The sequence below is a fragment of the Paraburkholderia metrosideri genome, assembly GCF_904848625.1.
Taxonomy (GTDB): domain Bacteria; phylum Pseudomonadota; class Gammaproteobacteria; order Burkholderiales; family Burkholderiaceae; genus Paraburkholderia; species Paraburkholderia metrosideri.
Window position 1 is genome coordinate 45,512 of record NZ_CAJHCP010000009.1, and the last position, 19,385, is coordinate 64,896.

The following is a 19,385-nucleotide window of genomic DNA, read 5'->3' on the forward strand; positions in this document are numbered from 1 at the left end:
GTAACCGGGTCCGGGCTGCGGTCGTTATGCCTGGGTGAGAGGCCGCTTTTCACAATAATAGGAACAAGCCGATGTCTGAAAACATGATCATGCGTTCTCGTCTCGCCGCCATTTGCGCGGGCGTGTCCATGCTGTTGCACGCAGGTATGACGTTCGCGGGGGACGCGCAGCCGGCGGGCCTGCTCAAGAGCGGCACGCTCGTCTATTGCTCGAGCATGGATGCGCCACCGCTCGCTTTCTACGACGAGCAGCAGCAACCGCAGGGATTCTCCGTCGACGTCGCACGCGACGTGGCGAAGTCGCTCGGTAACCTGAAAGTCGAATGGCGGACCGTTCCGTTCAGCGGCCAGATTCCGGCACTGAAGGCGCGGCAGTGCGACCTGATCATCGGCCAGCTGTACGACAAGCCGGAGCGGCGCGAAATTATCGACATCATCAACTACATGTACTCGAGCCAATCGATCATGGTGCCTCGGGGCAATCCGAGGAAAGTACATTCGCTCGACGATCTGTCGGGCCAGAAGGTCGCGGTGATCAACGGTTCGACGATTCGCTCGCTGCTGGAAAAGGAAAACGACAAGCTCACCGGCGCGCATAAGCCGCCGATGAACATCGTTGTCTACAACACCGACGCCGATGCCTTCCAGGCGTTCCGGCTGCAGCAGGTCGACGCCTATGGCACGACAGCCGAAAGCGCCGCTCAATTTCAGAAAGCGTCTGGAAACATGTTCGAGGAAGCGGTATCCGGCTTCAGCCGGAATGCGACGGGCATCGGTGCACGCAAGGACGAACCGCTCAGCAGCGCCGTCGCGAAGGTCACCGCCGAGCTGACGAAGAGCGATCGTTACACGCACCTGCTCCAGAAGTGGAAGCTCGAGAACGAACGCTATTAAGCTGGATGACGCCATGAACTTCAGTTGGGAAATCTTCCGCAGGTTCTTAATGACGCCAAGTCCGGCCTATCTGCACGGACTCTGGTTGACCTGCGGAATCAGCATCTCGGCGATTCTGGTCGGCACGGTGCTCGGGTTCTTCGTCGCGTTGCTGCGAGTATCGCCAAGCCGTCCGCTGCAGTATGTCGCGCGCGGCTACATCTGGGTCATGCGCGGCACGCCGTTGCTGGTGCAGATCGTGTTCCTGTACACCGCATTCGCGGCCGCCGATATTTTCCGCTTCCACGATCTCGACTTCGGTGTATTCACTCTACCCGGCAACATCCAGGCGGCGGTGCTCGCGCTCGGAATGAATTCCGCTGCGTATATGGCGGAAATCATTCGTGCTGGCCTGAGCTCCGTCGATCGAGGCCAGTACGAAGCGTCGCGTTCGCTCGGCATGTCGTCGGCGCTGCTGATGCGGCGCATCGTACTGCCGCAGGCGCTGCGCGTGATCGTGCCGCCGATGGGCAACGAGTTCAACGTCATGCTGAAGAACACGACGCTCGTTAGCGTAATCGGCGTGCCGGAGCTGATGCTCAGCACCCAGATGGTCACGTCGGTCAATTTCCGGGTGTTCGAGCTGTACCTCGTGCTCGCGATCTATTTCCTGCTGCTGACGACGCTGTGGGGCTTTGTCCAGCGCCGTCTCGAAGCGCACTACGGCCGTGGCGATTTGAGCGTGACCTCGGGCAACCGCCTGTTCGGTGCGCAAACCATGAAGCTTCTGAGAGGGCGTTGAGGTGAATCAGACAGCTGAAATCATTATCGAAGCATCGGACGTTCATAAGTCGTTCGGCGCGACCAAAGTACTCAACGGCATATCGTTGAGCGTGGCGAAAGGCGAGGTGGTGGTGCTGATCGGTTCCTCGGGTTCCGGGAAGACCACCTTCATCCGTTGCCTGAACCTGCTCGAAACTTTCGACTCCGGCCGCGTGCGCGTGAACGGGCGCCTCCTTGGCTATGTTGAACGTGCGAACGGCGATGTGGTTCGCGATTCCGCCCGCGAACTCGCGCGGCAGCGCCGGGACATCGGCATGGTGTTCCAGCGCTTCAATCTGTTTCCGCACATGACCGCGCTCGAAAACATCGTCGAAGCGCCGATCCACGTGTTGAAAACACCCAAGGGCGACGCGATTCAGGAGGCGAAGCGTCTGCTCGCGCGTGTCGGCCTCGTGGATCGGGCCGATCACTATCCGTCGCAGTTATCCGGTGGTCAGCAACAGCGTGTCGCGATTGCTCGCGCATTGGCGATGCAGCCGAAGGTTCTGCTGTTCGACGAGCCCACCAGCGCGCTGGACCCAGAGACGGTCGGCGAGGTGCTGCAGGTGATGAAGGAACTGGCCGAGGACGGAATGACGATGGTCGTCGTTACGCACGAAATGGAGTTTGCTCGGGAAGTCGCGCACCGCGTCGTCGTGCTGGATCAGGGCGAGTTGATCGAAGAGGGTCCACCCGAGCAGATATTCACCGCGCCGGCGCATGCGCGCACCCGCGCGTTCCTGCGTCGCACGCTGAAGCCTGCGCCGGTGCTGGCGCCGCTGTCGCCAACCTGACGTTAGGCGGGGCACTTGCTGATTCCGTCGCGCCGCGTTTGCGGCGCGGCGTTTTTTTTGAAGGCGTGCGCGGGTGAGAAGGCTGACATGCGGCCTCATCCAGCTTGCGCTTCTCAACTGACTGGAGAACGGTTCTTATGCGTAACTTCGAGATGCCTGGCCGCTCGCTTGCGTTCGCCCGCAATGGCATGGCCGCGACATCGCACCCTGGCGCAACGCTTGCGGCGCTCAACATACTCGCTGCCGGCGGCAACGCGATGGATGCGGCGATCGCTGCCTGCGCGGTGCAATGCGTCGTCGAGCCGGGGTCGACCGGGGTCGGCGGCGATTGCTTCGTACTGTATTCGCGCGGCGGCACGGACGATATCGTCGCCTACGACGGCGCGGGCTGGGCGCCTGCGGACGCCACCGTCGAACGGATGCGACAGCTTGGCGTGGAAACGATTGCGCGGCATTCCGCGCATGCCGTGACGGTGCCGGGCGCTGTGCACGCGTGGACCACACTGCATCGCGATCACGGCCGGCTGCCACTGCGCGACATTTTCGCGCCCGCGATCCGGTATGCGGAGGAGGGCTACGCGGTCACGCCGAGAGTCGCCGCAGACTGGTCGAGTGAAGTTGATTTGCTGTCGCTCGACAAGAGCGCCCGCGCGGCGATGCTGATTGACGGTGCTGCTCCAAAGCCCGGCGCGGTGCACCGGCAGCCGCTGCTCGCTAACACCCTGCGCGCGATTGCCGAGGAAGGACGCGACGCGTTCTACCGCGGCCCACTTGCTTCTGCGATGGTCGCGCATTTGCGGACGCACGGCGGCCTGCATTCGCTCGACGATTTTGCGGACTATCACGGCGAGTACGTGACGCCGATTCGCGCGTCGTTTCGCGGCTACGAAGTCGTCGAGTGTCCGCCGAGCGGGCAGGGTGTCGTAGCGCTGATGATCCTCAAGATTCTCGAGAAATTCGCCGCCGACGGCGATCCGCTCGACGCCGATCGCGTCCATCGGGAAATCGAAGCGGCAAAGCTTGCTTATTCGATGCGGGACGCGGTATTGGGCGATCCGCGACAGCATAAGGTCGACGTTGACTGGCTGTTGTCCGATGCACTTGCCACCAGCTTACGCGACCGCATCGATCTGGAACGGGCACTGCCGCCTGCACCGGCGCTCACACCAGCCGAGCACCAGGACACGGTTTATATCACGGTGGTCGATCGCGACCGCAACTGTGTGAGCTTCATCAATTCTCTGTTTCACCCCTTTGGCAGCGGCTTGATGGCACCGGATTCCGGCGTGCTGCTGCACAACCGCGGACAGAGCTTCGTCGTCGAGCCTGAGCACCCGAATGCTATTGGTCCGCATAAGCGCCCGATGCATACGATCATTCCGGGCATGGTCACGCAAGGCGGGCGCGTACGCATGAATTTCGGCGTGATGGGCGGCCACTATCAGGCGCTGGGCCATGCGCACTTCCTGTCGAAGGTGCTTCACTACGGATTGGATATGCAATCGGCGATGGACCTGCCGCGCATTTTCCCGCGCCCTGGCACCGACGGTGTCGAGGTCGAGGCGACCATGCCCGCGTCGGTCTGCGCGGCGCTGACAGAGCGCGGCTTCAGGCTTTCTCCATCGCCGTCCGCAATCGGCGGTTCGCAGGCGATATGGATCGACTGGGACCAAGGCGTTCTCGTCGGTGCGTCGGATCACCGGAAGGACGGCTGCGCGCTGGGTTATTGAGCGAGTGATCCGCCGATCAAGGACGCATTGGCCTGAATGGAAACGCGCGGACCGGTGGGCGGATTTACATGGCGTATCTGCCGAGTCAGCGCTTATCGACCACGGAGCGGCATCTTTAATCGATCGCGCCTGATTGCACAATCGGGCGGCGGGCCTGCCGTGCTCGTCCGCCTGTCGTCAATCAAAGCCTAAGTGCGTTATGGCGCAGGCGCAACGGCGCCTTTGTCGTACGAATGCCCCCACCGAAACCGTTTGACATCTGCGCAGCGGCCCGTACAATGAGCTTCATGTTGCACCGCAACATTCACGCTTGACTGCCGTCACACCTAGTTGTCTGGTGGCATCCGAAGTCCCATGCCCACTTACCTTCCGGAGCAAAGATGAGCACTGTTACCCCTCAGCAATTGATCGCCGCCCAGCAAGCCAACCTCGACACATTTTTTGGCGTGGCGAACAAGGCATTTGCGGGCTTTGAAAAACTGGTCGCGTTGAATCTGCAAGTTAGCAAGGCGGCTCTCGCTGAAAGCCAGGACCTCGTCACCAAGGCCATTTCGGCCGGCAACCCGGGTGCGCTGCTCGCATTGCAAGCAAGCCTTTCCCAGCCTGCTGCGGAAAAAGCGATTGCTTACGGCCGCAGCGTTCACGAAATCGTGTCCGACGTTCAGCACGAGATTTCGGCTGTTGCGACGGCGCAGGGCGAGCAATTGCAGCGCGATACCCAAGGGTTCGTCGAAAGCCTCAAGAAGAGCGCGCCGGTTGGAAGCGAATCAGCTATCGCCGCGTGGAATTCGGTTTTCTCTGCGGCCAACGCGACCTACGAATCGGCGAACAAGGCTGCAAAGCAGTTTGTTGCGACAGTCTCGACGGTTTAATAAGACTCCGGTCGTCCGTTACGCTGGTGGCTTGATCAATGCGAACTTCGGTTCGCATTTGTCTTTTCAGAGCCGGACGTAGCAGGAAGTGGCGACCTGACAAGGTGTTGGCTGAAGTATCGTGTCAACTCACGGAACGAATCAACGGACAAACCGCATGGACGACCGATTTCACAGGCGAGAACTGCTGCTTCATCTTGGCGATATGCTCGAAGCGTCAAGCCGTTTAGCAAGAGGAGATGCGCGCGATACTCCGGTGGTCCGGCGGGTTCGCGAAGACGTATCGTTGCGGAAGTTTTCGTTTCTGCCGATGCTGGCTGCAACGATGACCGTATCTGAGTTCTGCGCAGGAGCCGTTAGCGCTTTTTCCCGCTGGCCTGCGGAGCTGCTTGAGGTAGAACTGAATCGGGATGCACTAGCGTCATCTGTTCAACTCAATCTCTTTGGCGGTAATCGTGATGGCTGGAACGCATATATCGCTGGCGTCCAGAAGAAGGTGCCCTGGTTTGGAGTTGGGCTGCCCGAAGTGACAGCGAACGCGCCTGCCGAGCCGGCGGGGAGCGCCGTAGACAACCCGACGTCGTTCGAATCGACGGATAAAGGCGTGTCACCCACCGGGCACGGTCTATCCAGTGAGAAAAAGGGCTGGCCTTGGCCAGAAGCGGGCTAGGCGTCCTGATGGCGGCTACGCCGCGGCAGTTATCCGCTAGTTTCGCAAGCGCGTCCAACTGCCACCAGCCTCTATAGTCGCAGCCCCACCGAGCGGTTTGCGCGTCGTCCGTGGCTTATTTATCCTACCATCGGACGGATTGTGCATTGCAGCGGCCTGTACTCTGCGAAGGTTAGCGCAGCGCGAAGCAGACCGGTCTTCGCGCAATGCCTGATTAAAGAAGGAAGGCCATGGCCAGCCACTCCTGCGTACCGTATCGTGGACATGGAATCGAGGTCCATGTCAGCCCAGATCCAACAGGGACGTTGGGCGCCAACGTGGTTGGCTTCGCGCTTCGCTGGACGGTGTCATCGCCGGACGCGCCGCACGATGAACTGATCAGCTTTGCGGAGCAGTGCGTTTTCATTTCCGAATTTGACGCACTGACCTATGGGGAGGCTCGCGCTCATTCGTTTATCGATCATATGCTGTCGCTGCCCGCGTCGACAAAAGACGCTGCGGATAAGCAAGGCAGCACCGAGCAAACATCCAGATCCTGATTGGCTCGCCATTGCGGTGCGCAACGTCGGAGGCGTCGATCGAGATCAAGATCGTCATGCGGGTAATGTCGTCGGGGTGCGGGTTGCCGGGTCGTGGTTGCGGGTACGGGTGCGGCAGTTCGAATCGGCTGGGAGGCGTGTCCTTAAGGGTCCCTTAAGCCTCCGCCTTACATAGTTCGGCAAATTGCAATTCGCCCGACTGACGCAGGACGACAGCTTTCTGACGTCCCATTCCTCAAGCCCATGAACATTCACCGAAATCTTAAGCGAGCCGGTTTGCGCTCCACGCGCGCGCGTGTGCTGGTGCTGGAGTTTTTTCAACAGCGCGCTCACGACCACCTTAACGCCGAGCGGGTTTATAGCCTGCTGAACCAAGAGATCCGCAATGTGAGTTTGTCCACCGTCTACCGGGTGCTGAATGAACTCACGGACGCGAAGTTGCTAAGCGGCATCACGTTCGGCGACGGCCACATGGCCTATGAGTTGAATGACGGCGTCCGGCATGACCACATCGTGTGCACGGTGTGCGGCAGCATCCGCGAATTTTTCGATCCGCAGATCGAGGCGCGGCAGCAGGCCGTCGCGGATGATCTCGATTTCAGCGTGTCGGGGCGGCAACTCGTACTGTTTGGTCTGTGCGCGGAATGCAGGGAGCGCGGTGCTCATGTGAAGAGGGCGATACCAAGCAGCATCGCGCGTTAGCGGGATGAGTCCGCTGACGGGCGGCGCAGACTCACCTCATCACGCTATGGCGCTTTGGGCCCACCGGCCGTCATTGAATGGCCATCGTTCAACGTCTGCAAAGTCAACATTGTCGCGATTGCGCGACGGCAGTTCGTTGAACTTGTCGACCTTGCCGCCGGCGCGTTTCGTGCATCACTTAGCCGTATCGCGCTTTACGTTATTTCGCGGCGAAGTACTTCGCCGAACACATCGAAGCCGTTAGCGCCAATTGCGTGGGATCCGGCGTTCTGCCGGTGATCCTGTCGTACCACGCGCTGGCTTTATCCGATGCCAATCTCACCGGCGTTGCTATCCGCTGCAACATGGCCGCGGTCGGCGACACGATGCTGACGTTCTCCATCATGCCGCGATCTTCATGATCCAGAATATGACAGTGCATGACGAATTCACCAGTGAAGTCCTCATACTTGGTACGCATGACAAGGGTGTAACCCGCCTTGAGGAATAACGTATCGCGCGACACGCCGCGTAGATTGCAATATTCCTGATCCCCGGTTGCAATTTCTGCAGCGGTACATCCGCCCGTCGTGGGATCGAAAATCGATGTGTTCGCCGCGTCCTTAATATCCATGATCCGGAACTTGTTGGTGTGGATGTGGAAGACGTGCGTGGCGATTGCGGTCGCTGACACGTCCCACTCATCTATGTGCCCCAGCGTGCCGGTGTAGGCGATGGTGTCCGGATTGTATTGTTGTCCATTGAGGAGGAAGGTCGCCGGCGTGACGAATACATTGATGTTGAATTGAGCCGGCACGACCTTGTCGATCGTGCCGTCGACTGGCGTAACGGGTGAGAATGCGGTGAGCGTCAACGAAGCGAGATCATTCTTCGCGGGACTCGCGAGCGTCGAATTGGCGGCAACCAGTTGATCGCGAATGTACTGCCAGTATTTCGAATGCGAGCCGACCGTGGTATTGGGAATGTTCACTCCGGGGCCAACCCGTGCAAGCGAAAGCAGGCGACGGTCTTTGGCCTTGTCGGAGTTGGGCCGGAAATTGATTGTGGCGGAACTGTCGGCCGCTTCGTCGAGAATGCAATAAAGGCCCGGCGATGGAAACGCAACCAGCACGTCGCTGCGGTAGCCCGGGTTCATGGTGTTGACGCTCTTTTCAACCATCTCGGGCAACGTAATTCCGTCTTCTGCGAACTCAAGCTGATTGACGGTTTCGCCGCTGCATAATGCATCGAGGGTGGTCGCTTGCGTTGCCTTCGAGGTGGCGTTCGCGAGGTGCGTTGCTGCTGTGGTCGTTGCCGTAGTGACCTGCGCGGCCGTCAACGACTGCGAATCTGCAAGACCGAGAGCCGACAGATTCGCGCGGACGATCTTCACGTTGATCGTGTCGCGATTGCCGCCATGAACCATTCGAAGGCGGCGGATATCGCCAGCAGGGACCAAGGAAAGCGCGCTCGGAAAGACCGGTTGCACGACCCCGTTGATTTGCGTGTAGCGGCCCGAGATTTCCCATGTCGAATTCAATTGACCGGCATGGCCTGGCCGCGGGTCGTTCACGAATGAGAGCTGGTTCGTGTAGCCGCGAATTTCTCCTGTACTGCCTTTGGGGCAAAGCCATTCGAAAGTGGTCGGGTCAGCGATCGGCACGTCGGATGTCGCGCTGCTGAAGCAGCCGTATTCGATCTGCTGAAAAAGCATCACATGTTCGCGCAGCGGCAGGTTAAGCAGCTTGTGATGGAGGATCGTGTCGACATCGGCGGTGCCGTCCGAGACGCCCGCGCGGGCCGGCCGCGAGCCTCGCACGATCAGCACACCAGCCATGCCGCTCGCCACGTCGATGGCGGTCGAGCCATGCAGATGCGCGTGATACCAGAACGTGCCCGACGGATGCGTCGACGGAATGTTGTACGTGTAGCTTTGGCTGGCCCCAGGCAATACCGTCAGCAACACGTTGTCCGAGGTGCCGGCTGGCGACACGTGCAGGCCGTGCGTATGGATATTGGTGTGGTTGAAACAGTGTGGCGTCGAATGGTCGACGCTATCAGGGCAGAAATCCGGCGGGTCGGTGGCGGTCAATGCATTCTTCAGAGTCAGTTTGAGCGTAGCGCCCGGCTTGATCGTGATGGTCGGTCCTGTTGGGCAGCCGTTATAGGAGCGCATCGAAACGTTGTCGAGCGAATTCGTTTCAGGGTTGTAGATACCGTACAGGCCTTTTTTTACCGTCAATGTCACCGATGCTGAATTGCCCAGCGGATTGAGTCCCGCAAGGCATTGAAGACGAGCGAGAATCGACGCCAGTCCACTCGTCGTGGCAACCGACGAATTGTCGGCAACCGCGTCGGTGGTATCGCTCAAATCGGAGAAAGATCGCAACGTGGTCGTACTTTGTGCATGAGCCGGTGCAATGGACACCGCGACAATAGCCGCCGTGACGAGCGTGATCAGAGAGAATCGCATCGTCTGCTCCTCGAAATCCAGTCGGTTTCACGTTGATCTTCCTGAACGACAATAGGCTGTCGGAAAGATGCCGAAAGGCTTAACCGGGAAGGATATGTGCGACAGCACACATAAGCGCAGACGAACGCTGAATCTAATGCGTTGGACTACCAAGCAAGAAGAAAAAAGTTCTGTGAACGTTAGGGAACGTTGTCGGCTGGGGCCCGCAGTTGCGCGCATGAGAGGACACTGCAAGCGACGCGAATTCTGGTGCACGGGGGATCGGAAAAGCACCCATCAGGTGCATTCCAGTCCATGATTAAACAAGGTGTTTATAGCAAATAAGCCTTAATTAAAGCCACTTTAGTGAATCAGGCCTTTATGGAAGAGGCGCGTTGCCTCGACTGTCTTTTCTACTCGATTCATCTTCACGTTCCGCTGCTTGCGCCGCCTCGGCTTTTGCCTGTTCCTGCGCGTGAAGCAATGCGGATGAAAAGAAACACCCCATCACCGCAGACAGAATAATGAAAATCGCGGCAGCGTCGACGAGCAATCCGAATCGAATGAAGATGTAGTAGCAGCACAAAAGGTTGGCGAGATGAAGTAGCAAGCCGGCGAAAGCGGTCCCCTTCGGTACCGCCCTGATGAACGCAGCAAATCGTGAATTTTTACGCGGCACATACCAGACGATCAGCAAACCGAACGCCATGATAAGCGCGCTCTCCGCCCACTTCAGCCACGTGGGTCGACGCAGAAAACGCCCTTCAAAAATCGACTCGATGACCTGCGCCTGAATCTCGATGCCCGGCACCAGTTCTCCCAGCGGCGTGGTGCGCATATCCGTCACCCCCGCGCCGGTCAGTCCGACCAGCACCAGCTTGTTGCGGATGCGCTCAGGATCGACCTTGCCCTGCAAGACATCGCGTGCCGAGACGTAGCGACCCAGGGTGGAGCGGATCGACGCGAAATGTAGCCAGATGTCTCCACCGGGTTGCGTAGGCACCAGCACATCCGCGACACCCACCGCCTGCACGCCGGACGAATTCGCAAAGACTTCCACCGCCGACGAATCCGTAGCAAGGCGGAGCATTTCCATCGGCAGACTGGGGACCACCTTTTCGCCGAGCCCCATGATGAGCGGAATATGACGGACCACGCCCTGTTCGAGCGCGACGCTCAACATTGCCTGACCATGCGCCGCATCCTGCAATTGCGGCAGACTGGCGAGCACGAATTCATAGCGCGGCACGTTGTGCAGCGGATCGGTGCCATGCACGAGGATCGGCGCGCTTCGCAGATCGGTGCGTGTCGTGAAGGCGGCGTGATCGAGCGCAGCCGCGCCGAGAATGGTCGGGGCGGCGCGCAACGATTGCGCGAGAATGGCATCGTGACTCGGCAGGGTACGTAACTCGGCGGCCAGTCGTGCAGCCGATGTCGGCAGATTGTCAGCCACCTTGTCGGGCGAAGTCTGGTCCGGTTCCGGCATGTAAATGTCGAGTCCGATAGCCAGTGGCTTCTGTGCCGCGATAGCGTCGATCAGACCCGCGAGGCGGTTGCGCGGCCACGGCCATTGCCCAACGGTCGCCAGCGTCTCCTCATCGATTTCGACGATGGTGACCGGTTGCGCTGTCGGAATTCGCGGATAGTGTCGTTGATACTGATCGAACAGCAATTGCCGCGCGGTTTTGAATGAGTCGGGGAGGGTCTCGTCGAGCGTGGTGACGAAGGCAGGGCGTGTGAGATTACTCGGCCATTCGCTCGACAGGTTGAGCAGGCTCAGGCCAAACAGCATGATGAGCGCCATCGGACGCCCCTGGATCACCTTCAGCACGCTCCTGATCCGGGGAAACCATTGTGCGTGATCGCGGTTCATCAATGAGAGCGCTGTCGGGCGACGATGACGGGGGCGGTCATTGAATGGTGATGACAACCCGTCGATTCATCCGATTGGGAATGCCATCCGCTGTGGGAACCAGTGGCTCGCGCTTACCTCGGCCAGCGGTCTCGATCTGCTGAACCGGAATGCCCTCCTTGACCAGAAAGGCGGCGGCGCTCTGCGCTCGCCGCATCGACAGCTTGTCGTTGAATTCCTGCGAGCCTGCCAGGTCGGTGTGGCCGGTCACCACCACCTGAGGCGCAGGCCAGTGAGCCAGAACGGCCTTCATTTTTTCAACCGTAGCGGGCGACTCCGGGGCCAATTCGGTGGCGGAGTCGAACAGAAAGAACAATGTGAACGTCATCGGGCGAGGCGGGCGTGCGGCGAGTAGTTCGCTGTAGCGGGTCTGCACATCCGCCCGGCTATCCATGGTCTTTTCCATCGAGCCGTTACTGGCGACGTCGACGCCCGCGTATGCCTTGTCGATGGTTTGCTCGGCGTTGGCGCTACGCACAACGACCGCGCCGACTTTGCCTTCCGGATCGGGTAGCAGAATGATTCTGTCGGGCGGCGTGCTGCAGGCGGATAAAAGCGCGAGCATGACGAATGCCGTCGCCGATATCAGCCGGCCGCATCGGATCGTGTCCGTCATCGTGCACTCTCCTTACTATCGCCGACTTCGATTATGAATTCGGTGCCGCGCACGCCAAGCGTGGTTGTCGGCGTACTGAAGCGCACGGCGTCCGGTCTCGCCTTCGCCAGCTTTCCAGAAATCACGGCGAGCGAGCCGTGTTTGACGGTTGCGTTGAGCACGCCGTCATGCGTCGTGGCGTCGAACGCGAACTTGTTGAGTTCGAGAATCGTGTTCGCGCCGGCCGAGAGTTGGGTCGTGTCGCGCAGCGTAATACCCACCGAGGATTCCGGGCCGGTCACCACGCGATCGCTGCTATAAACATCGCTGCCGATCGCCGCGCCCAAACTTGATCCAGCATGCTCGATCTGGACAGTGCCCTTGACGGTCTTGACGACGCCGGCGGCATCCTCGGCGCGAGCAGGGATGACAGCCGCGCACCCGCAGGTCAGAATCAGTGCATATTTGAAGGACTGGAGACGCATCGCAGGCACCTGATGGTGTGAGCGCTACCTGGTGCGGTAGCGAGGCCCCGATATATCGGCATCGTGTTGTAATCGATATTTGCCGATGCTCGCCGGACGGTGCGAGTAAGGACATGCAGAAATGTTGCCTCTGGACGCCAGACAAATATGTCTTTTGCCGTCCAGAAGGGTATGGCGCTGACCGGAACGACTCTGTGCGCTTCCCCGCATATCGGCACCGGATGGGCTTGCAATGGGCGATTGACGGATTTTCCAGCTGATCGCCGCGAGCGCGGCATACTGCTTTTTTGTCCCTTTGAGGAGCCAGACTGTGTTGATCTTCCGGCAACTATTCGACCAGCAATCGTCAACTTATACGTATCTTCTTGCCGATAGTGCAACGGCAGAAGCCGTGTTGATCGATCCGGTATTTGAACAGGCGCGCCGGGACATGGCGCTGATCGAAGAACTCGGATTACGCCTTCTTTATACGATCGATACGCATGTCCATGCCGATCATGTCACCGGCGCGTGGATGCTGAAGCGCTGTACAGGTAGCCAGATTGCGATTTCGTCCGCGAGCGGGGCTGAGGGCGCCGACCGCTATCTGGCCGAAGGCGAGCACATCAAGTTCGGTACGCGGCACCTGCGGGTTCGCGCGACGCCAGGTCACACGAGTGGCTGCATCAGCCTCGTACTCGACGACGAAACCATGGCCTTTACTGGCGACTGTCTGCTGATTCGGGGTACAGGCCGCACGGATTTCCAGCGCGGTGATGCACATGCGATGTTCCAGGCGATCCACGGCAAGATTTTTTCTCTGCCTGCCACCTGCCTGCTTTATCCCGCTCACGACTATCGCGGCTTGACGGTGACGAGCGTGGGCGAGGAGCGGCGCTTCAATCCGCGGCTCGGAGGAGAGTTGTGCGAAGACGACTTCGCCGGATACATGTCGAATCTGCGCTTGCCGCATCCAAAGCAAATCGATGTGGCGGTGCCGGCGAACCTGAAATGTGGCGTGGCCGCGAACGACCCGAAGCAAATAGGTCAACCAGAATGGGCGCCCTTGACCTACACGTTTGCGGGAATCTGGGAAATCAATTCTCAATGGCTCGAAGAAAATCTGCAGTCGGTGCAGATCGTCGACGTGCGCGAGCCTGACGAATTCGACGGGTCGCTGGGGCGCATCCCCAAAGCAACGCTTATTCCGCTCGGCGATCTCGCGGGCCGCACGGGCGAACTTGATAAAGAACGGCCTATCGTCACAGTCTGCCGCGCGGGCGGCCGGTCGGCACAAGCCACGGTCCTGCTTCGACAGGGTGGATTCGACGCCGTTGCCAATCTCGCCGGCGGCATGCTTCGTTGGCGGGCGGAAGGCCGAGTCGTTGAAAACGGTAGCGTTTAGGTCATGCCGGCTCTGGCGCCGATCTGCCGCGCAGACGCCCCCTGTAATAAACTTGCTTCTGGCGAATCAGCGCAGCCTTTGCGGCAGGCGCTTCCTCAGGCTCGAGAGTTAAACCGACATGCCCTATTTTTTTGGAATTGGTCTTCACGTCATCATCGCAATCTGCTTTGCCGTGCATGCAGTGCGCAATCAGCAGAGCGTCTACTGGCTTTTTATTCTTTTCGCCTTTCCCATGCTGGGAAGTGTGGTCTATCTATTCGCCGTTTACCTGCCGAGCCTGCGTCAATCGCGCGGTGTGCGCGTGGCGACCCAGGCCGTCACACAATTCGTCGACCCCAATCGGGCGGTGCGCGAGGCCCGTGCCGATTTCGACCGTTCGCCTACCGTCCAGCATCGGCTGCGGCTGGGTGATGCGCTGCTGACGGCCGGCAACGCAAGCGAAGCACTCGAGCACTTTCAGGCGGCTGCGAACGGCCCCTTCGCCAGCGATCCCGCGCTACTGCTTGGCCTGGCGAAAGCGCAGTTTGCCGTAGGCAACGCTGCTGCAGCCGACGCAACCTTGTTGCGACTGTTCGACGCGAACCCGCACGCGCGTAATCAGGGTGAACCGGCTCTGCTATACGCTCGCGTGTTGGCCGCGCTGGGCGCGCCCGGCACGCGCGCAGCTTTTGAACAGGCGTTGACCTGCGCCAGCGACGTTGCGCCTCGCTGTCTATTTGCCGACTGGCTGGCAAAGCAGCCGGACGATGCGGATCGCCGTCGAGCCGACAGTCTGTACGCGGAAATCGTTCAGGACGCGAGGCACTGGCCGCGTCACGCAAGGGAGCATAACCGCGAATGGTTGCAGCGCGCACAGGCGGCGTCGGCGCGTCGGTAGACGAGGGCGTTCTGCTGCCCGGCTGCTACCCGATTACTGCCCGCTACCTTAGCCTTAACAACGTATTTCCACGCGACCTTCGTATCGCCTAGACTGGGATATACCCAATTTCCCACACGCGCCGCGAGCCGTGCAGCGAAAGATGATCCCCAAGAATAACGACGAGGATATCGGCACCGACGCACCGGAACGTGCGACCCACGGTCTCGTTCGACAAGAACCGGATCGCGGTGGCGCGCGTGGCGCGATGGGATCGGCGATTGCATGGCTGGAACGGGTCGATCCCGGCACGCATCGCCGGATCAAGGGACTGCGGCTCGTTACCGCCTATGGTCTCGCCGCCGCGTTGGGGACGTTGCAGGACATCATGCATAACCTGCCGGGTGCGACGTCGGTCGGCTCGCTGGCGGCGAGCTTCGCGCTTTGGGCCAGTGTTTCGGAAGCGCGCATCGAGCGGCGGGACTCCAGCCGCGATCTCGTCGTGCTGTGCGCCGCTGCTGCGTTCGGCGCGGTCATGTTCATCGTCCTCTCATCGCCCTTGCAGGCCATCGTCAACGCCGGTCCCGAACTGACGCTCGTGACGGGCGCGTTTCTCGTCGGCTACCTGAAGCGCTTCGGTCTTCTCGGCGGTGGAACGGGGTCGCAGATCTACATCGGGCAATTGCTGGCGTATGGTGCGCATCTGACGTCCGCCGATCTACCGGCAGTCGCTATCGCGAGCCTGATTGCGATGCTCGCGTCGATCGTTCCGCGAATGCTGAGCGGACCGGCCGAACATCCCGCTACGACGCTGCTTTCTCCCGTCTCCATGCCCGACCGGTGGAAACTGTCACCCGAACTCATCATGGGATTGCAGGCCGCCAGCGGCGCACTCGTGGTTGTCGCATTGAACGGGATGATCGGACTGAAGGAATCGGCCTGGGCGATCACCGCCTGTACGTACGTTGTCGCGGGTTCGGCGAGCGGCACGGCGGAGCGGGTCCGGCGGCGAATTATTGGCACGCTGGTAGGCGTGCCGCTAGGTCTTGTGTGTCTGCCGCTCGTGGTTCACTTGCCGTTGCTGGCGTGGGCCGCCGCCGCAACGGCGATGATCGTCTACGCGATGGCGTTGCCCAACCGTTACGACATCGCTTGCGGCGCGTTTGCCTTCACGCTGATCGTGACGCTGGCGATTGGCGGCGTGCATTCCGTTCCGCTGCTTGCGGCCCGCGCCTGGGAAACGCTGCTCGGCGGCGCGCTTGGGCTAGCGGCGTCGCGGTTTATCTTTCCGCTGCGGTCCTGAGGACAACCCTCCGTCATAGCTCCGATTCGATCGGCAGCAAGCCGAGGAACCATATTCCTACGCGCTTGAGTCCCGATACGTCAGGTTCATCGAGCTCCGTTTCTTTTCCGCTTGCGTCGGTATCGATCCAGACAATATGTTTTGTGCCGTTCGCGTCGGTACGTTCCTCAAGACGCCACGCGATCAGGTCGAGCTTCGGCACCAGTCCATCGACCACTTCCGACGCGAGCGCATCGCTTTGGCAATAGACGCCAATTTCCGTATTCAACGTAATCGATCGCGGATCGAGATTCATTGAACCGATGAAGATGCTGGATTTGTCGAACACATAAGTCTTCGCATGCAACGATGCTTTCGACGAGCCCAGCATCGATTTCTTCCCCTTCGAATCCTCCGATGCCGCTGGTTTCAGCTCGTATAGATGCACGCCGGCATCGAGCAGATCCTTGCGATAACGCTGATATCCGGCATGGACGGCAGCCACGTCCGTAGCCGCCAGCGAGTTAGTAAGAACGGTCACGCGTACACCGCGCCCGGTCTCTTTGCGCAGCCACTCCACGCCCTTTTTGCCGGGCACAAAGTAGGGCGAAACAATCAGCATCTGGTGACTGGGTTCGACGCTCAATGAAGTGAATTGCGTGAGCAGATGTCCGCTTGAATCGTCCGGCGAACGCGTGATTTTCGCGGGATCGTCGTAAAGCAAGGTCGCCTTGCCCCACGCGACGTCGATGTCACGCAACTTCATCATGTCGGTGTAGCGCTGCGCGGCCTGGGTGAGGTAGGGCGTATCGCGTTGGGACGCAACAAACGCATTCAGACGCTCGCGATAAACCGCAAGCGCACCAGGTTCCGCGGAATGACCCGTCAGACTCTCGATCGGATAAGCTGCGTCGGAATTCCAGAACTCGTCGAACGCGGTGGAGATTCTGGGTACCACGGCGCCATGTGTCAGCACATCGAGATCGCCGAATGACACATCGTTCGACGCACCGAAATATTCGTCCCCGATATTGCGGCCACCGATAATCGCCGCCTCGTTATCGGCAATCATCGACTTGTTGTGCATGCGCCGATTCACGCGGCGAAACTCCATTGCCATGCCCAACGTCTTGAAGCGACGGTTCGCCACCGGGTTGAACAGGCGTATCTGAATGTTCGGATGCGACGCGAGCGCAAGCAGTACCTGGTCGTCTCCGTTGGTGCCGAGATCGTCGAGAAGCACCCGCACTCTGACGCCGCGATCCGCCGCATGCAGCACCGCATCTGCGAGATGCTTGCCCGTCAGGTCGTCATGCCAGATGTAGTATTGAAGGTCGAGCGTGCGATCCGCAGCTTCGGCCAGCACAATGCGGCCGAGCAATGCGTCGACTCCGTCGGGCAGCAGGTAAAACGCGGTCTGGTCCGGATGCTTCTGCTCCTGCGGGGTGAAGACCGCGCCGAGCCGCGTGCTGTCGGACGGCGCGATGGCATGTGTGTCGACTCGCGCTGTCTGCGGCGGCAAGCTTGCGCAGGCCGACAGCAGGGCGACAAGCAGGACCGCGAAGACGGCGCGAAACTTTGCCATGACAGAACTCCAGACCCAGGTTTTATGCGGCGAAATCGGCGCTCATGTCGGCGTCGGTACGCGCTTCGAGTTGCCCATTGCGGCATGCGTTGCGGAATATCTCATAGTCCCGCTCCACCTGGTCGGCGTAGGCACGCGAATAGCTGACCAACGCTTCGGTCATCTGGTCACCGTTGCCGAGATAGGCGGCCACTTCGGTTGCCTGTCCGCCGGCTTTTGCGTGCGCTCGCGCGAGCACCCAGCCGCACAGGCCCGCATATTCACGGAACGTCTCTTTCGAAAAGAGCTCGAGCGTGGCCGAGACTTTCATGTCGCGAAGTTGACGCCCGTAAATGTTTCGTCCGAATGGACCGGTCGTCCAGCCGAGGAACGGGTCGCTCGCGCCCTGCATGAGCCGCTGGCCATGAACCACACGCTGGCCCTGATGCTTCGAAACCGGTGCTTCAAAGTACCTCGATACGACGGAGGTCGACGCTTCCTTGAACTGGATGAATAGCGGCTTCTCATGCGGATCGACCATCAGCAGAATAAGGCAACGCGTTCCGACGCTGCCGACGCCGACTACCTTGAACGCGACATCCTGCATCGAAAAATGCGCCAGCAGATTGCACCGCACCGGGCCGAGAGATTTCAGGTAATGCTTGTAGATCGGCGCCATCAGCTTGGGCCACTCGCCGAGACCTAACCAGTCGTCGTCGTGGGTAAAAAGCGTGTTTTTACCGTGGACGTGAAAGACGCCTGGCGGCGTGTCGCGAATCTGCCAGACGCCGTTGCGGTGGCTGGCGAGCTTGGGCAGCATGGTTTCATGAGTGCGGCGCGACGCCTTTTCGATCACGCTGCGAATGTGCAGCCGCGCATCTTCGGAGGTCGCGGTCCGTTCGAGGCGATCGAACGTGATGAGCTCGTACCAGAGTTCGAGCGGACTCAGTGCTGAATACGTCGAGGTCCACCGTTGATAGCTTTGTACGACGGTCGCGACGACTTCGTCGGCCAGTTTGTCGCCGTGGCCCAGATGTCGCACCGCAATGCAAAGACTCGCCGCGAGGCGTTTGAGGTCCCACTCCCACGGGCCAACAGCGGTTTCGTCGAAATCGTTGATGTCGAATGCGAGTGCCCGCTCCGGCGTCGCGAAGCCGCCGAAGTTCATCAGGTGGCAATCGCCGCAAATCTGGAAGTGGAAACCGCTATTGGCCGTTGCCGCGAGGTCATGCGCCTGAATGATTGCGCTGCCCCGATAGAACGTGAACGGCGACGCGAGCATACGTCCATAGCGCAACGGAATGAGGGCCTCGACTCGCCCCTGGCTGTTCTCGCGCAATAGCTGGACCGGATCGCGGTCGGTGTTGCCAATATTGGCGTGCGCGCTGCGCGGGGTGTTCTTGCGGGCGCTGCGGCCGATTTCGCGGCGTTCTTCGAGCGTCTCGGATAACGGCATCATGGACCCCTTGGAAATGCGGTTTTATTGGATTCGTTTCGAACGTGACGAGTCGATGTTGCCGCCGTTTGCGCTGATGAAGGAGATTAGCCGGCCCCGCGGCGTCGCGCAGATGCCGCGATCACGGCAGATGAGCCGCATCGACGATGCGTTTGCGAGTTTGCTGGGCATTGAGCGCCGGCCTGGCCGGCCTGGTGGAGATAGGGGAAAAAGACGCGGTCTGCAATCCGCTGGCGCACGCGACTCTTGTCATTCATGGTTCCCCCGGCCCTGATGCTTCCTTACCGCAGCATCGATGTGGCGGGATCGGAACGCGACGTTGACGAGTGATACGGGAAAGCGACAGATAAAGACTGCGCGCCGGATGAGTCCGCTGGCTTGTTCAGACTTTAGCGCGTCTACCCGATTATTTCCATAGA

At 60.1% G+C, this 19,385-nt stretch carries 17 protein-coding genes; 11 read left to right on the forward strand and 6 right to left on the reverse strand.

The genetic code is table 11. From position 1 onward, the window contains the following. The first annotated feature begins 71 nt into the window (after positions 1 to 71). The 8 genes from LMG28727_RS20710 to LMG28727_RS20745 all read left to right on the forward strand — a co-directional run bounded on the left by LMG28727_RS20710 (position 72) and on the right by LMG28727_RS20745 (position 7,001). A complete protein-coding gene (locus tag LMG28727_RS20710) occupies positions 72 to 893 on the forward strand; it encodes an ABC transporter substrate-binding protein (RefSeq protein ID WP_201644183.1) in 822 nt (273 codons plus the stop codon). A 49-nt stretch (positions 894 to 942) separates the two neighbouring features. Beyond that, a complete protein-coding gene (locus LMG28727_RS20715; RefSeq protein ID WP_201644184.1) occupies positions 943 to 1,674 on the forward strand; it encodes an amino acid ABC transporter permease in 732 nt (243 codons plus the stop codon). 1 nt (position 1,675) lies between these two features. Then, positions 1,676 to 2,488 carry an amino acid ABC transporter ATP-binding protein gene (locus tag LMG28727_RS20720; protein WP_328811069.1) on the forward strand — a complete coding sequence of 271 codons (813 nt, stop codon included), beginning with the start codon at positions 1,676 to 1,678 and terminating at the stop codon, positions 2,486 to 2,488. Between the two features lie 137 nt (positions 2,489 to 2,625). Next, the gene (gene ggt / locus LMG28727_RS20725; protein WP_201644185.1) at positions 2,626 to 4,218 is read left to right on the forward strand and encodes a gamma-glutamyltransferase; all 1,593 of its coding nucleotides are present in this window, start codon (positions 2,626 to 2,628) and stop codon (positions 4,216 to 4,218) included. A gap of 380 nt (positions 4,219 to 4,598) precedes the next feature. Continuing rightward, positions 4,599 to 5,090 carry a TIGR01841 family phasin gene (gene phaP, locus LMG28727_RS20730; protein WP_201644186.1) on the forward strand — a complete coding sequence of 164 codons (492 nt, stop codon included), beginning with the start codon at positions 4,599 to 4,601 and terminating at the stop codon, positions 5,088 to 5,090. Positions 5,091 to 5,247: 157 nt separating this feature from the next. Then, positions 5,248 to 5,760, forward strand: coding sequence for a hypothetical protein (locus LMG28727_RS20735; protein ID WP_201644187.1), 513 nt, complete (start codon positions 5,248 to 5,250; stop codon positions 5,758 to 5,760). A gap of 230 nt (positions 5,761 to 5,990) precedes the next feature. Beyond that, the gene (locus LMG28727_RS20740; protein ID WP_201644188.1) at positions 5,991 to 6,299 is read left to right on the forward strand and encodes a hypothetical protein; all 309 of its coding nucleotides are present in this window, start codon (positions 5,991 to 5,993) and stop codon (positions 6,297 to 6,299) included. Positions 6,300 to 6,542: 243 nt separating this feature from the next. Continuing rightward, the gene (locus tag LMG28727_RS20745; protein WP_268960516.1) at positions 6,543 to 7,001 is read left to right on the forward strand and encodes a Fur family transcriptional regulator; all 459 of its coding nucleotides are present in this window, start codon (positions 6,543 to 6,545) and stop codon (positions 6,999 to 7,001) included. Positions 7,002 to 7,200: 199 nt separating this feature from the next. Here the strand turns inward: LMG28727_RS20745 and LMG28727_RS20750 are convergent, their stop codons facing one another. The 4 genes from LMG28727_RS20750 to LMG28727_RS20765 all read right to left on the reverse strand — a co-directional run bounded on the left by LMG28727_RS20750 (position 7,201) and on the right by LMG28727_RS20765 (position 12,424). Beyond that, the gene (locus LMG28727_RS20750; protein WP_201644190.1) at positions 7,201 to 9,453 is read right to left on the reverse strand and encodes a multicopper oxidase family protein; all 2,253 of its coding nucleotides are present in this window, start codon (positions 9,451 to 9,453) and stop codon (positions 7,201 to 7,203) included. A gap of 358 nt (positions 9,454 to 9,811) precedes the next feature. Then, a complete protein-coding gene (locus LMG28727_RS20755; RefSeq protein WP_236592150.1) occupies positions 9,812 to 11,263 on the reverse strand; it encodes a CHASE2 domain-containing protein in 1,452 nt (483 codons plus the stop codon). A gap of 79 nt (positions 11,264 to 11,342) precedes the next feature. Next, positions 11,343 to 11,960, reverse strand: coding sequence for an OmpA family protein (locus tag LMG28727_RS20760; RefSeq protein WP_201644192.1), 618 nt, complete (start codon positions 11,958 to 11,960; stop codon positions 11,343 to 11,345). Then, positions 11,957 to 12,424, reverse strand: coding sequence for a FecR family protein (locus LMG28727_RS20765; RefSeq protein WP_201644193.1), 468 nt, complete (start codon positions 12,422 to 12,424; stop codon positions 11,957 to 11,959). Before LMG28727_RS20765 ends, LMG28727_RS20760 begins: the two co-directional genes overlap by 4 nt. A gap of 313 nt (positions 12,425 to 12,737) precedes the next feature. On the opposite strand from LMG28727_RS20765, the gene LMG28727_RS20770 reads away from it, so the two are divergent. The 3 genes from LMG28727_RS20770 to LMG28727_RS20780 all read left to right on the forward strand — a co-directional run bounded on the left by LMG28727_RS20770 (position 12,738) and on the right by LMG28727_RS20780 (position 15,967). Then, the gene (locus LMG28727_RS20770) at positions 12,738 to 13,808 is read left to right on the forward strand and encodes an MBL fold metallo-hydrolase (protein WP_201644455.1); all 1,071 of its coding nucleotides are present in this window, start codon (positions 12,738 to 12,740) and stop codon (positions 13,806 to 13,808) included. Positions 13,809 to 13,926: 118 nt separating this feature from the next. Next, a complete protein-coding gene (locus LMG28727_RS20775; protein WP_201644194.1) occupies positions 13,927 to 14,685 on the forward strand; it encodes a hypothetical protein in 759 nt (252 codons plus the stop codon). A 142-nt stretch (positions 14,686 to 14,827) separates the two neighbouring features. Then, complete coding sequence (locus tag LMG28727_RS20780) at positions 14,828 to 15,967, forward strand: FUSC family protein (RefSeq protein WP_201644195.1); 1,140 nt, start codon at positions 14,828 to 14,830, stop codon at positions 15,965 to 15,967. A gap of 13 nt (positions 15,968 to 15,980) precedes the next feature. Here LMG28727_RS20780 and LMG28727_RS20785 read toward each other — a convergent pair whose 3' ends face one another. Together LMG28727_RS20785 and LMG28727_RS20790 are read right to left on the reverse strand one after the other, a co-directional pair. After that, the gene (locus LMG28727_RS20785; RefSeq protein ID WP_201644196.1) at positions 15,981 to 17,531 is read right to left on the reverse strand and encodes a phospholipase D family protein; all 1,551 of its coding nucleotides are present in this window, start codon (positions 17,529 to 17,531) and stop codon (positions 15,981 to 15,983) included. A 22-nt stretch (positions 17,532 to 17,553) separates the two neighbouring features. Further along, the gene (locus LMG28727_RS20790) at positions 17,554 to 18,966 is read right to left on the reverse strand and encodes a DUF2252 domain-containing protein (RefSeq protein WP_201644456.1); all 1,413 of its coding nucleotides are present in this window, start codon (positions 18,964 to 18,966) and stop codon (positions 17,554 to 17,556) included. Positions 18,967 to 19,385 lie beyond the last annotated feature (419 nt).